Source organism: Litoribacter ruber (assembly GCF_018449405.1).
GTDB classification, from domain to species: domain Bacteria; phylum Bacteroidota; class Bacteroidia; order Cytophagales; family Cyclobacteriaceae; genus Litoribacter; species Litoribacter ruber.
This window is the reverse complement of sequence record NZ_JAHCMY010000005.1, coordinates 92494-108703: the sequence shown is the minus strand read 5'-3', so window position 1 is coordinate 108703 and position 16210 is coordinate 92494. Positions and strand designations below refer to the sequence as shown.

The following is a 16210-nucleotide window of genomic DNA, read 5'->3' as shown; positions in this document are numbered from 1 at the left end:
TATGAAAAAAGTAGTAATTATAGGCCCTAGCCCTACGAAAACAAAGGGGGGAATGGCAACGGTTATTTTGAACCAGCTATCCAGCCAGCCTGAGCAATTTGGCTACGAATATGAATTTTTGACCTCACACGAAGAGGGAAGCTCCCTGACAAAGTCTAAAGTTGCAATTCAAAGTCTAGTCAAGCTTTGGGAAATGGATAACCTATCTCTAGCCCATATCCATGTAGCATCTGGAGCCAGTTTTTATAGAAAAAGCCTCCTTTCCTGTATTTGCAGGCTCAAAAGAATACCTTTTATCCTCCATATCCATGCATGTGATTTTGACACTTTCTATGCTTCTGCTAATCCTTTAGCAAAATTTTGGATCAAAGCCACTTTAGAATCTGCCAACAAAATATTTGTCCTTTCAAATTCATGGAAACTGTATCTGAAATCAATTGGCTTGACCCAGAACGTTGAAATCCTCCACAATGGAGTAGACACCAATGAATTTTCCAGCTCTCCCAGTTTCGCAAAAACAATTCATAACTTTTTATTTATAGGAAGACTAGGCCAGAGAAAAGGCACTTACGATCTAATCACAGCAATTCAACATTTAAAAGAGCAAGGAAAATTAGATCTTTTGAATTTTTACTTTATCGGAGATGGGGAAATTGAGAAAGTAAAGCAAAAGGTAAATCAAGCCAACCTAAAAAATCACGTCCATCTCTTAGGCTGGAAAGAAGGAAAAAGCAAAATCCATTATTTACGGAATTGCTCAACGATTATCCTTCCATCGTACAATGAAGGACTTCCCATGGCCTTAATTGAGGCTATGGCATGTGGAAATGTAGTTATTAGTACAACGGTGGGAGGTATTCCCGATCTTGTGGAGCAAAATAAAAATGGCTATTTAATTACACCTGGAAATATTGAGGCCTTAGTAAATTCAATTTCAAAGGTTATCCAGGATCAGGATGCGGCGCATCAAATCCATTTGAACAACATTAAGAAAATCAACGAAAACTATAACCTTTCTCTCCTAAACAAAAAAATGTTCGGAACCTACCGATCAATAATTGATTCAAATTCCTCTAGCGTTATTCTGAACACATCGAATTCTCCTTTTTAAGAATTGCGTTACCCTTAATTCACCCCTCTTTATTTTTTTATAACACCCTCTTTTTTAAAAAAAATCATTCACCGTAAACTAAAGTAGCGTATGGATATTTTGTTCACAGAAAAGGTGAAAGTACTGAATGTGGAAATTGACAACCTTTCACTGGAAGAATCCCTTAAAAGACTTAAAAAAGTAAAGTTCGTTGTCACTACAAACATTGACCACCTTTATAACCTTAGGGAAAACCCTGCTTTCTTAAAAGCTTATAAAGAGGCTGATATGGTGCTTTGTGATAGTAAAATAATTTCTGCTATTTCAGGCTTTCTTTTCAACTCAAGATTACGGCAAATTGCAGGTTCTGATTATTTCCCCGCTGCATGTAAGTTCTATAATAAAGATCCAAGTTTTAAAATTTTCCTACTTGGAGGGACCACACCAATGCATGCCAAGAAAGCCGCGGCAAATCTCAAGAAAAAATGTAAAGCGAGAATTGTAGGCTATTTCTCCCCACCTTTCGGGTTTGAAAAAAATGAGGATGAGATTGAGCGCATAATTCATCTTATCAATGAATCAGGAGCAAACCTAATCGCAGTGGGCTTGGGCTCTCCAAAACAGGAATTATTGATATCAAGACTAAGGCACTCCAGTCTTCACAACTGCACCTTTATGGCTATAGGGGCCACCATTGATTTCCAATCTGGATTATTGAAAAGATGCCCCAGGGTTTATACCAATATTGGCCTAGAATGGTTCTACAGATTTGTACAGGAGCCACGAAGACTATTCAAAAGATATTTTATAAACGGTCCTCAAATTATTTTAGATTTAATGACAGTAAATTCAGCAAAACACCATTGAAATATTGATCTTCTATCTCAGTTCTCAATAAAAATTTTAGAAATGGCATTCCGTCAACTTGTATTAAGGATCAGAACTAGAATATGTATTCGAATATTAGTTCTCTTTAGTCTAGCTTTATACTTTTGTACCTGCACCCCTCCTAGCAATCATTCACCCTCGGAAAATAAATTCCCTCAGAGAATCCGGGTTGAAGGCAATAGTTTAGTTGACCAAAATGGTAAGGTGAGACTTTTTCAAGGGATCAACACAAGCGATCCAGCCCATTTGGACTACAAAGGCCAGTGGAATAAAAGATATTTTGAAGAAATCAAAAACTGGGGGGCAAATGTAGTCAGATTTCCTGTACATCCTATTAACTGGAGAAGACTTGGGCCTCAAAAGTATATTCAACTTTTGGATTCCGGAGTAAATTGGGCCGAGGAACTGGAAATGTATGTCATTATAGATTGGCACAGCATTGGAAACTTGAAAACCGAAATTTTTTATCAGCCATATTACAAGACTAATTGGCAGGAAACAAATGATTTTTGGATTAAAATGGCGGTTCACTACAGAGACCGCCCAACCGTTGCTTTTTTCGAATTATTCAATGAACCCACCGCCAATGTGGAAAATTTTGGCAAGTTGGATTGGGGGGATTGGAAAAGTATGATGGAGCAATTAATTTTAGCTATACGAAATCAGGGGGCTGAAACCATTACCCTCGTTACAGGCTTTGATTGGGCATATGATCTTACGCCAGTAGCCAACAACCCAATAGAAGGGTCTAATGTGGCCTATGTTAGCCACCCCTACCCAATGAAAAGGAATCCCCCTTGGGAGGAAAAATGGACGGAAGATTGGGGATTTGTAGCCCAGAAATACCCTGTTATATTGACTGAAATTGGATTTAGCCATGCTTACGAAAGAGGCGCCCATGAACCTGTAATCGGTGACGAAAACTATGGTCGTGCTATTACATCATTTTGTGAAAGAAAGGGAATCTCTTATTTAGTTTGGGTATTTGATACAGAATGGTCACCTATGTTAATAAAAGATTGGGAAAAATTCACACCCACCCGACAGGGCAATTTTTTTAAGGAAATATTACAACAAAATAGATCTAAATAATACTATATACATGTATGTGCAATAAATCAGCTTGTCTTATATAAGCAAGTTAATTTTGTCCATTAGGTTTGATCTGTAACTGTTACTAATAGGAATTACCCGCTTTGCAATTTCCAAGTTGGATAAATCAATGTTATCTATTTTATCCAAACGTACTATAAAAGATCTATGAACCCTTGAAAAGGCATTATGTGGCAATGTCTCTTCTACAGTTTTTAACTTGGCATGGGTAATATACATCTTGTCATTGGTGTGGATTTTCACATAATCCCCAAAGGCTTCAATGTAAAGAATATCCCTGAGATTGAAATTCATTAGCAAGGAATCGATTTTTACAAAAATTTGTTCATTATCAAAATTTACAGCTTTCCGATTCGCATGCTCCAAATTTTTCAATGCTTTGTTGACTGCCTTTAAAAACCTAGAGTAGTTGACGATGGGTTTTAAAAGAAAATCCGCTACCTCGTAATCAAAAGCAGGCACCGCATATGAATTATTATAAGTAGTCATAATGATCTGTGGCTTTTCAATTAGAGTTTCTAAAAGCTCTAAACCGTTCATTTCAGGCATCTCAATATCCAAAAAAAGTATATCAACTTTTTTTTCGGAAAGCATTTTGAAAGCTTCCATAGGATGGTCAAAAACCCCGGCTATTTCTAGAAAAGTTGTTTTGGCGACTAAGATCTCCAAAATTTTTAATGACATTCTGTCATCATCCACCAATATACAAGAATATTTCCCTTCCATAAAAAAACTAGACTTTGTCTATATTGAAAATCCTAAATAATTCATTCACAATTATAAAGATAGACAAATATTAGCTTTTACAACACCCTTTTTGGACCTAAATTATGATTTTTTTAACCCTTATTATTTATTTTTTGATTATTAAGCTTTACAATTGCATTTTTAACATATTCCTCCATGACAACAATTAATGGTAAAATCTCTCTTCTGTCCTTTTCATTCTCAAGTTTTACCTCCACTTCTTCCATAAGCATGAGTGGTTCATACAGTTCCAAATAGGAAAAATTAGCTTTAACCTTGTGTGAGAGCTTTATTAGGCTATCCCAATCTTCTAAAAGGAAATGGGACTTTAACTGGAAAATGGAATCAGGGACTTCCTTAATAAAAATATCAATGACTTCTTGCATCAATTCGGAATTACTGCATGTTATATCATTGAGGTAAGCGGTGGAAAAATTAGATTGCCTTTTCTCCTTTTTTTTCACCTTGATCATTAATTGATCCAAAATGGAAAATAAAACTTGCAAGTTTACAGGTTTCCGCAAAAAATAACCCACTCCAGTCTCCTTCAAATTAGATATAACAGTTGGGCTTGTTTCGCCGGTTAAAAAAATTACTTCTGCATTACCAATTAACGTCTTTTTCTTATTAATTTTTTTAAATGTTTCTAGTCCATCCATCTCTGGCATTTGATAGTCCAGTATAAGTATATCAAATTGATTGCGCTCAATTTCTTCCAGAACTTGCCTTCCATCTCCTACCAAGACCACCTCATAACCCCATTGATTAAGCATGGCTTTCATAAATTTCTGAGTGATGGTATTATCCTCTGCCAATAGTATTTTGCCTTCCATACTGTATTGCATTGAAAAAAAATTTACTAAAACGGGGCTAAGCAATCCTAAAGAGGATTATAAATCTGGGGTGAATAAGCGCCTTGCTGCCTTTATAAAGGAAACATTAAACTTTGGCGAATTTATCCTTGCTCCTTGATATCTAAAAATACTAGATCCGTTATTAACAATTTGGGTTTTTAGACCAAATAATCGGATATGGAGTTGAATTTACAAATTTTGCAGTCAAATCAAAAGGGATCTAGAAAATATAATTACCAAACTAGGTGAAAGGGGGAAAACAATCCCCTAGTTAAAAGGTTAATGAACTATACCCCAAAATAACGTGCGCAATTAATCAGCTTTTTCAAACAAATTAATAATTTGCCATGTCCATTGCACACTTTTCAAGGTTGATTAACTTTTATTCCCAAATTTTGGGTCCTACTTCAGAACACAATAAAGACAAACTTCCAAATTTTATCTGGGAAAATTTTGTGGAAGAAGCATGTCGAATTCTGAAAGCCCAACAGGGATTGGTATTTGAGATCGGGTCGGAAACTGAAGTAGCGATTCAGATGCCCAGACACCAAATTACCGGCATCAGGTTATATAGAGTCAATAAACATGAAAAAACTGGAATTTTCCAATCTATTAATCAAATCTTAATAGTTCCTCTAACTCTAAATTATTGTATTGCATTCTTCTTTTCATTTGCGCCAAAGAATAAGTCAAAGGTATTGAAAGATGCAAAGTCTGTTCAAAGTTTTGGACAGACGCTGCTCAATCTTACGCAAAAATCCTTTCACCTGAGAGAAACTTCCCCTTCTAATTGGAATAATCACAATGTCTTGGTAGCTGGACACATAAAACAAAATGACACTAAAACACCAAATGAAAATTCTGAAACAAACCAAATTGAACAAAGGGGGCAATTACTCAGCACTATTATAGATACTTTACCCGTAATCATTTTCAGAATTTCTCCTGTTGGACAATTTGTTGAATTAACTGGTGCAGGCCTTAAAGCACTATCAATTAACCCATACGAGATAATTGGTCAAAAAGCTTGGGAAATCTTCCCCGAGCTCAAAAAACCATTAAAAGAAATAAAAAAAAGACAGCCATCTAAATTTACCCTAAATAGAACTGAAGATGAAAACAATTGGGTATTTGAAACCCACACCTTTCCAGATGAATTTAGGCCAGGAGGGGTTGTAGGATTTGCAATAGACAAAACCGAACAGGCTAATTTTGAACAGAAATTAAGGCAAGCAAAGGATTGGGCAGAAAATGCTAATTTGGCAAAATCGACATTCCTTGCTACACAAAGTCATGAAATTCGAACCCCTATTTCCACAATTTTAGGATTTGCCCAATTATTAAAAAACTACACCCTTCCTGCCCAAGCCGAGGAATATCTGGATTTGATAATTTCATCGGGTAAAAATCTCCTTTCCCTATTGGGGAACATACTTGATTTAGCTAAAATTGAGGAAGGTAAACTTGAATTGCACCAAGAAGCTTTCCTTATTAGAAAAAACATAACCTCTACTCTCCATCCCTACAAAATTCAAACTGAGGCCAAGGGATTAGACTTTTCTCTAAAAATCGGAAATAACATCCCTACCACATTAGTGGGAGACCATTCAAAAATCAGCCAAATTCTAATTAATTTGGTCTCTAACAGTCTAAAATTTACTTCAAGCGGTAAAATACAAATTTCAATCACAACTGAAACCGGTGCTACAGATGGTTTTATTATTTTGCTCATTGAAGTATCGGATACAGGTATTGGGATACCTAAAAAGCACCAATCCTCAATCTTCGAGAACTATACCCAAGTCGATCCTGCTTTAGATAAAAAAGCAGGTGGGGTTGGCTTGGGACTAGCTATTGTTAAGCAGTTGGTGAAATTCATGAATGGCAAAATAGAGTTGAAAAGTCCAGGAATATTAGGCAGTAGATCCAACCCAGGAAGTAGTTTTTACATTAGTCTTCCAATTCAATGCCTACCTCCATCAAATTGCCATAGTTTTAGAACAAATAATATCAAGGTCAATTATAAAGAAAAAGTCAATGTGTTAGTTGTCGATGACAATATTATCAACCAAAAATTAAGTGTTGCTATGCTTGCCGATATAGGCTGTAAAGCCTACCAGGCCAAAAACGGAAAAGAAGCTCTTGCCAAATTGAATAGCTTTGATTTTGATTTAATCCTCATGGATGTGCAAATGCCAGTATTGGATGGATTAGAAACCACCAAAAAAATAAGGGAACTGTATGGGCAAACTATTCCTATTGTTGGATTAAGTGCCAACGTCTATAAGGAAGATATAGAACAATGTTTTGAATCTGGCATGAATGATTATTTGTCTCGCCCATTCACAAAATCCTCATTTCAAGAGAAAATCATCAAATGGTGTGGTCGTAAAAGCTCAAAAATCCCCCCCTCATTCCCTGACCCTACAAAACTGAGGGGGCTAGAATTTTTAATGCAAATTTTTAATGGCGACCCAGAAATAATAAGGGGAATAGTTAAAGATTATTTAATTCATCAGGATCAAATGCTAATTGATCTAGAACATGCAATCATGATACAGGATAATGCTAAAGTGGCAATTATAATACATAAAATTAGGTCTTCCTTACATACAGTCGGGTTGCATTCTCTATACTCATTATTGACTGAAATGGAAGATATGGCCAAAAATAATAAACATCAACGTTTACTCAACGCCCAATACCAGGAATTAAAAATTACAGCAGAATTAGCAAGAAATGAACTAGAAACAGCTCTAAACCAAATGCAGAGCTGAATTAAGAAATGTCTCTATAGAAATTGTCCTTCGCAACCCTACATACCGAAGGCAGGTTTGTCGCTAACCAATCCTTTGTTAAACAACTATTCCAATCAATCCAATTTTAAGGTTTCCAGGCACAGGTTTGAAAACTTGCCCCCTCCTTTTTCTGTTCTTCTCGAAATAGCCTACACACTTTCGCCGAGTCTCATAATTTTCCATAAGCCCTTTTCATTTTTTCACGCGCCTCTGCGCTTTTGAGGATCCTTTCTTCGCGCCTTTGAGCCTTTGTGGCTAACTAACAACCTGAAGTAGAGTACTTCCCTAATGCGTGTTTAACCCGTGTTCAACGCGTGTTTAACCCACTATCAAGTATACCCACCCCCTAATTAACAACACTTTAATCTTCCTCCCAAATGCACCCGGAATATACGGATTCTTAGGTATAATTAGGAAAATGCGGAAAATACGGAATGTCCAAAAACCGTTGGGCCAAGTCGCCGTTGAGCCAAGTCTCCGACTTGCGCACCATGAGCAAGGAATCTCCGACTCCCACCTCTCTACCAAGAGTTCGACAACAATATCCCATATACAATCTATAGGTGTCTAAGGGATGTCCCATAGGTGTCCCATAGGTGCGTTAGTGTTTGGCTAAAATCCAAGAATTCGTTGTACTTTTTCCTGTTGCGCTGAAGTAGGAGTCTCCAAATCAAAAAGTCCCCTGTCCCAGACAAGAAAATTTATGGAGCATCTTTATAAAATCTTTATATATCCTCAAAGTCTTTAATTTAATCTATATATTATTCCGCCGAAATTTGTGCCTTGTTTTGATTACCCAGCATATAACCAGGCAGCTAAACGGAAAGAAACAATTTAATATAAAGCGTATGTGGTATTTATTTGGAAAATCCGATCAGGCCATGCTTAAGACGCAAAATCTCGAACGGATTAATAAATTACTGTTGAGACTGTTAAGTTTTTTGACCTTCCTCTTTCTTATTCTTAATTTCGGTTTTGACCTTCGACCAGAATTACTCCCCATAGCACAATTAGCTTATTCCGTTTCAATTATTGCCTTGGCCCTGGGTTTTGCTTTTCACCTTTTGATCAGATATTCCAAACTGACCACAACCAGGATTTTGATGAAGGCCATAGTTATAACCCTGTTGATAATTGGAGCAGGACTACGCTTACAGATCTGGGATCTTGGTATTCAAAGGACGATTGTCAACATCGAACTGAAGCATTTCTTTATCAATTTACTCGTCAGCCTAATATTTCTGGTTGAAGTAAGCAAATGGAGTCTATCTGTAAGCAAACTAAGAGTAAATCCGCCACAGGTTTTCATCTTAAGTTTTGTCATTGCTATCCTAATCGGTACCGGGCTGCTGTCTTTACCAAATGCCACATACAATGGAATTTCAGTAGTTGATGCGTTATTTACAGCCACTAGTGCCGTTTGTGTCACAGGTTTAATTGTGCTGGACACTTCATCGGATTTTACCTTGATTGGTCAAATCATTATTATGATTCTTTTCCAAATAGGTGGCCTTGGAATGATGACCTTTGCCAGCTTCTTTGGTTTTTTCTTTAAAGGAAGTTATTCGCTACAAAACCAGCTATTTATTCAAGACTATATCAACGAGGAGAAAATCGGTGCCATCTATTTTACCTTAATTAAAATCATCTTTTTTACCCTAATTGTTGAATCCATAGCCGGAGTTCTGATATTTCATTTCACTGACCCTACCCTATTTGACTCAAATGCAGACCGGATCTTCTTTTCAATCTTCCATGCCATCTCCGCTTTTTGCAACGCTGGATTCTCCACCCTAAGCGATGGACTTTATGAAACTGGCTTCAGGACTGCCTATAACATGCACCTTGTCATTGCATTTACCATCATTCTGGGTGGCATAGGTTTTCCGGTGGTACTCAGCTACTATAATTACTTAAGGCATGTAGTCATCGGCACCAAAAAAATGATCACCGGTGAAGAGCCCTATAGGCACGCTCCAAGAGTGGTTAATATCAATACAAAAATCATCGTAAACACTACCATCATATTGTTGATTGTAGGTTTTATCAGTTTTCTGATATCGGAAAAAGATTCCACCTTGTTTGGGCTTAGCACATATGGGAAAATAGTGACTGCCTTTTTCGGGTCGGTCACACCACGAACAGCCGGTTTCAATACCGTAGATATGAGTGCCCTGGCATTACCCACCGTCCTGATTTACCTGATCCTCATGTGGATTGGGGCCTCCCCTGGGTCTACAGGAGGAGGGCTGAAGACTAGCACGTTTGCCGTAGCCGTGCTGAATGCCTTTAGTATAGCCAAGGGCAAAAGAAGAGTGGAAGTCTACAACCGCGTGTTGACCAATGTCACTGTGAGAAAAGCTTTTGCAGTTATCCTTCTATCCTTTTTGGTAATTGGTACAGGAGTGTTTTTGGTGACCCTGTTTAACCCACAACTTGCCCTGATTGATGTTGCCTTTGAGGTGTTCTCCGCCTTTTCAACTGTTGGCCTAAGCCTGGGTATCACTGCTGAACTTTCCATTTCAAGTAAGTTGGTGATCAGTGTAATCATGCTCTTGGGCCGGGTGGGCACATTGACATTTATGATGACATTGGTCACCAAACCCATAACCCAAAGATACAAATACCCTGAGGAAAGCGTTTATATAACGTAATTCCTCGGTCTTCGGTCAGAATAAACATAACTCAACATCATCAAACAAAAAAAAACATGAAATATATCATTGTGGGAATGGGAAACTTTGGCGGCTATTTGGCCATCAGACTGACGGACTTGGGCCATGAGGTAATCGGAATTGATTCAGACAGCGCAAAAGTTGACTTGGTAAAAGATAAAATCACCCACGCCATTACCATGGACGCCACCGACTTGCAGGCTTCCAAAAACCTTCCCATCAAAGACACGGATGTAGTAATAATTGCCATTGGGGAGGATTTCGGGGCTTCTATTATGGCCACAGCCATCTTTAAACAGCTCAATGTAAAACGTCTCATTAGTAGGGCCATAAGCTTGTTGCATGAAACGGTCATTAAAGCAATCGGGGTAGACGAAATTATCCACCCAGAGGAAGAAACTGCTGAGCGCTTGGCTAAAAGACTACAAATGAAAGGTGTTTTGGATTCTCTGGACGTCTCGGATGATTACAATATCATAGAAGTAAAAGCCCCTGAAAGATATACTGGAATGACTATATCTGAAACCAACATCCGGGAAGATTTTAATATTAATATTCTGACCATTATCAAAATGGAGGAAAAACCAAACATTTTCGGTATCATGTCCAAAAAAAGGAAAGTGAGCGGGGTGGTGGCCGGAAATACAAAAATTGAAAAAGGCGATATTTTGTTGCTTTTCGGAAACATTCGCGATATCAACAGGATTCTTAGTCTGGAAAATTAAGCGCAATATTAGTGTAAACAACCTCTCCGAGCATTATTCCCTGCCATTGTTGGCTTAAATTAAGTTAATGGATTTAATTTAATTACTTCAAATTTTATTACCTAAACTTGGAATTTTTCAAAACCCAATCAAATAGCAAATTCTTCCAATACTCGATCAGCCTCTCATTGATCGCTGCCACCTGTATTGCCTGCTATTATTCCGTGGATGTAATCGGCTACCAAGTAGTGGCCCTTATACTCTTGCTGGTTGTCTCTGTTTTAGCCATGCTTTTTGATATCCTACCGGTTTTGGTTACCGCTTTTCTAAGCGCGTTGAGCTGGAATTTCTTTTTTATCCCTCCTACCTTCACGTTTCATATCGGCACTACCGAAGATGCCCTGATTTTTTTCATGTATTTTGTAATAGCACTGATCAATGCAGTGCTGACCTTCAAAATCCGGGATGTGGAAAAAAAGGCCAGGGAAAAGGAGGAGAGGGAAAAATCCCTGAAGCTATATAACACCATGCTCAATTCTCTATCACACGAGTTAAAAACCCCTATTTCTACCATTATAGGCGCTATAGATACCATAAAGGAGAACGCCTCCAAACTCTCGGAATTCAATAAGTCGGAACTCTATACTGAAATTGAAATCGCGGGTTTTAGGCTCAACAGACAGGTCGAAAACCTCTTGAGCATGAGCAGGCTGGAGGCGGGGGTATTAAAGCCCAAAATGGACTGGTGCGACATCAATGAATTAATATTTTCTGTCATCAAGGACCATAAGGAAGATGCCAGGGACCACCAAATCTGCTTTGAGCCCTTTGAAAATCTACCTTTGATCAAAATTGACAGGGGACTGACAGAGCAGATAATCCATAACATCCTACTTAATGCAATTCAGCACACTGCTCCAGGCACTATTATAGAAATTCGTGCCCAACACCAAAACGGGGTATTCAGATTGGTGCTTTCCGACAATGGTAAGGGATTTCCTGAGCAGGAGATTCAGTCGGTTTTCCGCAAGTTTTATCGCCTGCCCAATTCCACCACAGGCGGCACTGGACTGGGACTGTCCATAGCCAAGGGGTTTGCGGAAGCCTTGAATGGAAGCATCCATTTGGAAAACCTGCCGACTGGCGGAGCAAAATTCACCATAGATATCCCAGCCCAAGCCTCATCCATAAGCGATATTGAGAATGAATAAAGCCGAAATATTAATTATCGACGATGAACCTCAGATCAGAAAGCTTCTGCAGATTAATCTGGAAAGCAATGACTATAAAGTGCTCCAGGCTGCTACAGCCAAAGAGGGGCTTATCATGGCAGCCAGTCATCCGCCCGACCTTATCCTCTTGGATATAGGACTTCCTGACAAAAGCGGGCATGAGCTACTTGTTGAACTTAAAGAGTGGTACAATAAGCCCATAATCATGCTATCCGTTCAAGATTATGAGGCGGATATCGTATCCGCTTTGGACAGTGGTGCCACGGATTACCTGACCAAACCTTTCCGAACCGGAGAACTCTTGGCAAGGATCCGGTCTGCCCTCAGGAGAAGCCAAAACGTTAATAATGTGAGCATAATTACCTCCGGAGATCTGGAAATTGACCTTACCGCCAGACTGGTACGCAAGAACGGCGAAATCCTCAAGCTTACCTCAACGGAATATAACCTTTTGGCCCTGTTTGCCAAAAATGAAGATAAGGTACTCACCCATCAGTTTATCTTAAAAGAGATCTGGGGGACAGGTTTTCAGACAGAAACCCAATATTTGAGGGTATTTGTGGGCACCCTGCGCAAAAAAATTGAAGAAAGCCCCAATCACCCCCAACACATCATTACTGAAAGCGGGGTGGGGTATCGGTTCCAATAGTTTATAAAATCTTTATGTCTGAAGAGGCAAAATTGATGTTTTGGTTATTCCCTACCACTTTACTTTGTAAAGTACCAAAACACCTTTCCATGAAATGGGATTTTTTCTATGACGAAGACAACAAACGGCCCTATCGTTCCCTTAAGGACTGGTACCGCGATATCCGCCACCTGATCCTACCCTTGATCATCATGCTGGCCATGATTCTATGGATCTACTTTCATCACTTCATCTAGAAGCCCGGTTAAGCCAAGTCTCCTCTTTTTCGCCCCCCGGAACCTGCGGTATTCAAAAGTTTTAATGCTAAATGCTTTTGGGTAGAAGTATAAAATCATCTTCCTTTACCCTTTTTATGGTAAACTTTAATACTTCAATCCAAATCGAATCTCCTTTTCAATCTTGCTCCTTTAACGGAAATTGGCAATATTTGATAGATAAGCGGATTGACCCTATGATTAGCAAACCCATCTACCTCGACTACAACTCTACTACCCCATGCGACCCAAGAGTGGTGGAAGCTATGCTTCCCTATTTCAGCGGTGAATTTGGCAATCCGGCTAGCAGGGACCATCTGTATGGCTGGAAGGCCAAGGACGCAGTAGATGAGGCAAGGGAGCAGGTGGCAGCCTTGGTAGGCGCCCATTCGGAAGAGATCATTTTTACCTCAGGAGCTACCGAGGCTATCAACATGGCCCTTAAAGGTTTGGCCGTTGCGGCCCCAATTGGCAAAAACCACATCATCACCTGCCATACAGAACACAATGCGGTGCTTGATACCTGTGCATATCTTGAAAAAAAAGGGCTTGCCGTCTCCTATCTTGGTGTGGATAAAGAAGGAAACATTTCTTTGGAGGAGCTTGAGGGATCGATTCGACCTGAAACCCTCTGCATTTCCCTGATGTGGGCCAACAATGAGACCGGGGTGATTCATCCCATTGAAAAAATTGGCCATTTGGCTCAAAAACACCATGTGGCCTTCTTTTGTGATGCAACGCAAGCAGTGGGTAAAATTCCTGTGAATGCACAAGAGGCAGGCATTACTTTGATGGCTTTTTCTGCCCATAAAATGTATGGTCCTAAAGGGATTGGAGCCTTATATTTAAATAAAAAGTCCCATCTCTCAAAGATATCACCCCTTTTGAATGGAGGTAGCCATGAACATGGTTTAAGAAGTGGTACTTTAAACGTTCCAGGGATAGTGGGGTTTGGACAGGCTGCTAGGGTATGTGCCCAAGAAATGACCATGGAGCATATAAACCTTGTAAATTGGAGAGATAAGCTGGAAGTGGCTCTGATGGATGCCATACCTGAAACTAAAGTAAACGGCTCTGCCAACCGCCTGTCCCATGTAAGCAACATCCGATTTCCCCAAATCAATGCCGAAAACCTCCTCTTGTCTCTTTCCCAGCATTTGGCCTTGAGCAGGGGAAGCGCCTGTACCAGCAATGTGCAAAGACCATCCCATGTGTTGAAAGCCATGGGTTTGGGCGACGCGGAAGCCTTTGGTTCGATTAGGATCAGTTTGGGCAGGTTTACTAAGGAAGTTGAAATGGAACTGGTCATTGAAAAATTGACGGCTGGGATTCTTTCTTTTTCACCTACACATTGATCTCATGAAGGAAATCAAACAAATTATCCAAGCCTATCACCAAGCTCTGTCTGACGGGAAAAAGGCCGTTTTGGCTACTGTGGTTCATATAGAAGGCTCATCCTACAGAGCACCCGGAGCCAGGATGTTGGTGAGGGATGACGGCATGCTTACCGGTGCGATCAGCGGGGGGTGCCTGGAAGGCGATATCCTACGCAAAGCCCTTATGGTGATGGCCACCAACAAGCCGTTGCTGGTCACCTACGATACCTCGGATGAAGGGAGCAACATCATCTCTGTCAACCTGGGTTGCAATGGCATCATCCGCGTACTACTGGAACCCATTCAGCAAAAGAATGATCATAACCCCATAAAGCTTTTGGAAAAAGCCATTTCCAAAAGGCAAAAGGCAATACTAGTGACCTATTTTTCACCTGATGACAAGAAGCATGTCCTGCAGGGCACCAAACTTCTTTTTACTCCAAATGGGGTAACTTCAGATCAAGATCATCTACCTTTCGGCTTTTCATTTATAGAAGCAGATATTCAAAATACTTGGAAACAGCATCATTCGGGATTTATCAGATTTCCGGATGTAGCCAATAATGCTGCATCATTTCACGCTTTTATGGAATATCTGGAGCCATCACCTGCCTTGGTGATCGCGGGAGCTGGCAATGACGTCTTTCCCTTAGTTGAAATAGCCAAAACCCTGGGCTGGGAAATCACCATAGTGGATGGCCGCCCCATGTATGCCAATGAAAACAGATTCCCTACCTGTCAGTTGCTGCTCACAGAGCCAAAAGATGCCATTGGGAAGGTAAATATTGACGAGCGGACTGCCTTTGTGCTCATGTCCCACAACTACGATTATGACAAAGCTATACTAAAGACGATTCTCCATAGTCCAGTTAAATATATAGGCCTCTTGGGGCCCACCAAAAAAAGGGACAGGATACTTCAGGAATTGGGCGAGGAAGGAGTTGCTATTCCCGAGGACACAGGAATACCGCAAAATTTGTTTGCGCCCACCGGTCTGCAGATTGGGGCGGAAACCTCTGAGGAAATTGCCCTTTCCATCATTGCGGAGATACAAGGTATCTTTACCGGAAATACTGGAAGCTCATTGAGAAATCTTAATGGCCATATTCATCATAGAAAAATGGGATTGGTACCATCCAAGAAGTGTTATGGTATTATAGTGTTGGCAGCCGGTCAATCCAAAAGACTGGGTTTCCCAAAACAGGCCGTACCCTTCAAGGGGTCTACACTGCTGCAGCACGCCATCACCCAAGCCGCGGCTCTAAAAACCGCCGCAACCCTGACAGTAATATCAGCGGGAGACGAACAAAGGAACCTAGCCACCATAACCGAAACAGAAATGGTGGAAAACCCAGATTTTCAAGAAGGCATGGCAAGTTCCATCCGAACTGGAATCAACCATATACTAAAGCATTACCCTTATCTGGAATACCTTATAATTATGCTCTGCGATCAGCCCTATGTAGAAAGCAGCCATTTACAAACGCTGATAGACACTCAGCAAAAAACCGGCAAAAAAGTAGTGGCCAGTCTATATGAAGGCAGAAAAGGGGTTCCAGCCCTTTTTCATCGCTCACTATTTCCAAAACTATTGGAACTCCGCGGGGATACCGGTGCCAAGAATCTCATTACAGAACTTGGTAATCAGGTGGTGAGTGTGCCTTTTCCCCTTGCTGCCTACGATGTGGATACGACAGTCGCTATCGAAAAGATTGCCGACAATAATAAACTTTAAAGCCTTCTATAAGGTCATTAGAAAATGAACGGCCTAAAAACAACCATGGACGGGTTTATTTGAGTAATTAATGTTTTTAAATTAACCATTCATCA

General features: G+C 39.9%; 13 protein-coding genes. 11 read left to right on the top strand and 2 right to left on the bottom strand.

The window, feature by feature from the left end; all coding sequences use genetic code 11:
• The first annotated feature begins 1 nt into the window (after position 1).
• The 3 genes from KI659_RS10865 to KI659_RS10855 all read left to right on the top strand — a co-directional run bounded on the left by KI659_RS10865 (position 2) and on the right by KI659_RS10855 (position 3070).
• Positions 2-1111: a glycosyltransferase family 4 protein gene (locus tag KI659_RS10865; RefSeq protein ID WP_213945372.1), complete on the top strand. Its 1110-nt coding sequence runs from the start codon at positions 2-4 to the stop codon at positions 1109-1111.
• A gap of 114 nt (positions 1112-1225) precedes the next feature.
• On the top strand, positions 1226-1957 hold the full coding sequence (locus KI659_RS10860; RefSeq protein ID WP_213945371.1) for a WecB/TagA/CpsF family glycosyltransferase: 732 nt from the start codon (positions 1226-1228) through the stop codon (positions 1955-1957).
• A gap of 42 nt (positions 1958-1999) precedes the next feature.
• Complete coding sequence (locus KI659_RS10855; RefSeq protein ID WP_213945370.1) at positions 2000-3070, top strand: glycoside hydrolase family 5 protein; 1071 nt, start codon at positions 2000-2002, stop codon at positions 3068-3070.
• A 36-nt stretch (positions 3071-3106) separates the two neighbouring features.
• On the opposite strand, the gene KI659_RS10850 is transcribed toward KI659_RS10855, so the two are convergent.
• Positions 3107-3817 (bottom strand): LytR/AlgR family response regulator transcription factor, encoded by a 711-nt coding sequence (locus KI659_RS10850; RefSeq protein WP_213945369.1) that lies wholly within the window; start codon positions 3815-3817, stop codon positions 3107-3109.
• 113 nt (positions 3818-3930) lie between these two features.
• Positions 3931-4671 carry a response regulator gene (locus KI659_RS10845; protein ID WP_213945368.1) on the bottom strand — a complete coding sequence of 247 codons (741 nt, stop codon included), beginning with the start codon at positions 4669-4671 and terminating at the stop codon, positions 3931-3933.
• A gap of 368 nt (positions 4672-5039) precedes the next feature.
• On the opposite strand from KI659_RS10845, the gene KI659_RS10840 reads away from it, so the two are divergent.
• From KI659_RS10840 to KI659_RS10805, 8 genes are all read left to right on the top strand, one after another.
• Complete coding sequence (locus KI659_RS10840) at positions 5040-7469, top strand: response regulator (protein WP_213945367.1); 2430 nt, start codon at positions 5040-5042, stop codon at positions 7467-7469.
• Between the two features lie 869 nt (positions 7470-8338).
• Positions 8339-10144 (top strand): TrkH family potassium uptake protein, encoded by a 1806-nt coding sequence (locus tag KI659_RS10835; RefSeq protein WP_246535368.1) that lies wholly within the window; start codon positions 8339-8341, stop codon positions 10142-10144.
• Positions 10145-10200: 56 nt separating this feature from the next.
• On the top strand, positions 10201-10890 hold the full coding sequence (locus tag KI659_RS10830; RefSeq protein ID WP_213945366.1) for a potassium channel family protein: 690 nt from the start codon (positions 10201-10203) through the stop codon (positions 10888-10890).
• Between the two features lie 107 nt (positions 10891-10997).
• Positions 10998-12080 (top strand): ATP-binding protein, encoded by a 1083-nt coding sequence (locus tag KI659_RS10825; protein WP_246535367.1) that lies wholly within the window; start codon positions 10998-11000, stop codon positions 12078-12080.
• A complete protein-coding gene (locus tag KI659_RS10820; protein ID WP_213945365.1) occupies positions 12073-12750 on the top strand; it encodes a response regulator in 678 nt (225 codons plus the stop codon). Before KI659_RS10825 ends, KI659_RS10820 begins: the two co-directional genes overlap by 8 nt.
• A gap of 89 nt (positions 12751-12839) precedes the next feature.
• Positions 12840-12986, top strand: a complete 147-nt coding sequence (locus KI659_RS10815) for a hypothetical protein (RefSeq protein WP_213945364.1) — start codon at positions 12840-12842, stop codon at positions 12984-12986.
• Positions 12987-13201: 215 nt separating this feature from the next.
• On the top strand, positions 13202-14359 hold the full coding sequence (locus KI659_RS10810; RefSeq protein ID WP_246535366.1) for a cysteine desulfurase family protein: 1158 nt from the start codon (positions 13202-13204) through the stop codon (positions 14357-14359).
• Between the two features lie 4 nt (positions 14360-14363).
• Positions 14364-16115, top strand: a complete 1752-nt coding sequence (locus KI659_RS10805; RefSeq protein ID WP_213945363.1) for an XdhC family protein — start codon at positions 14364-14366, stop codon at positions 16113-16115.
• Positions 16116-16210 lie beyond the last annotated feature (95 nt).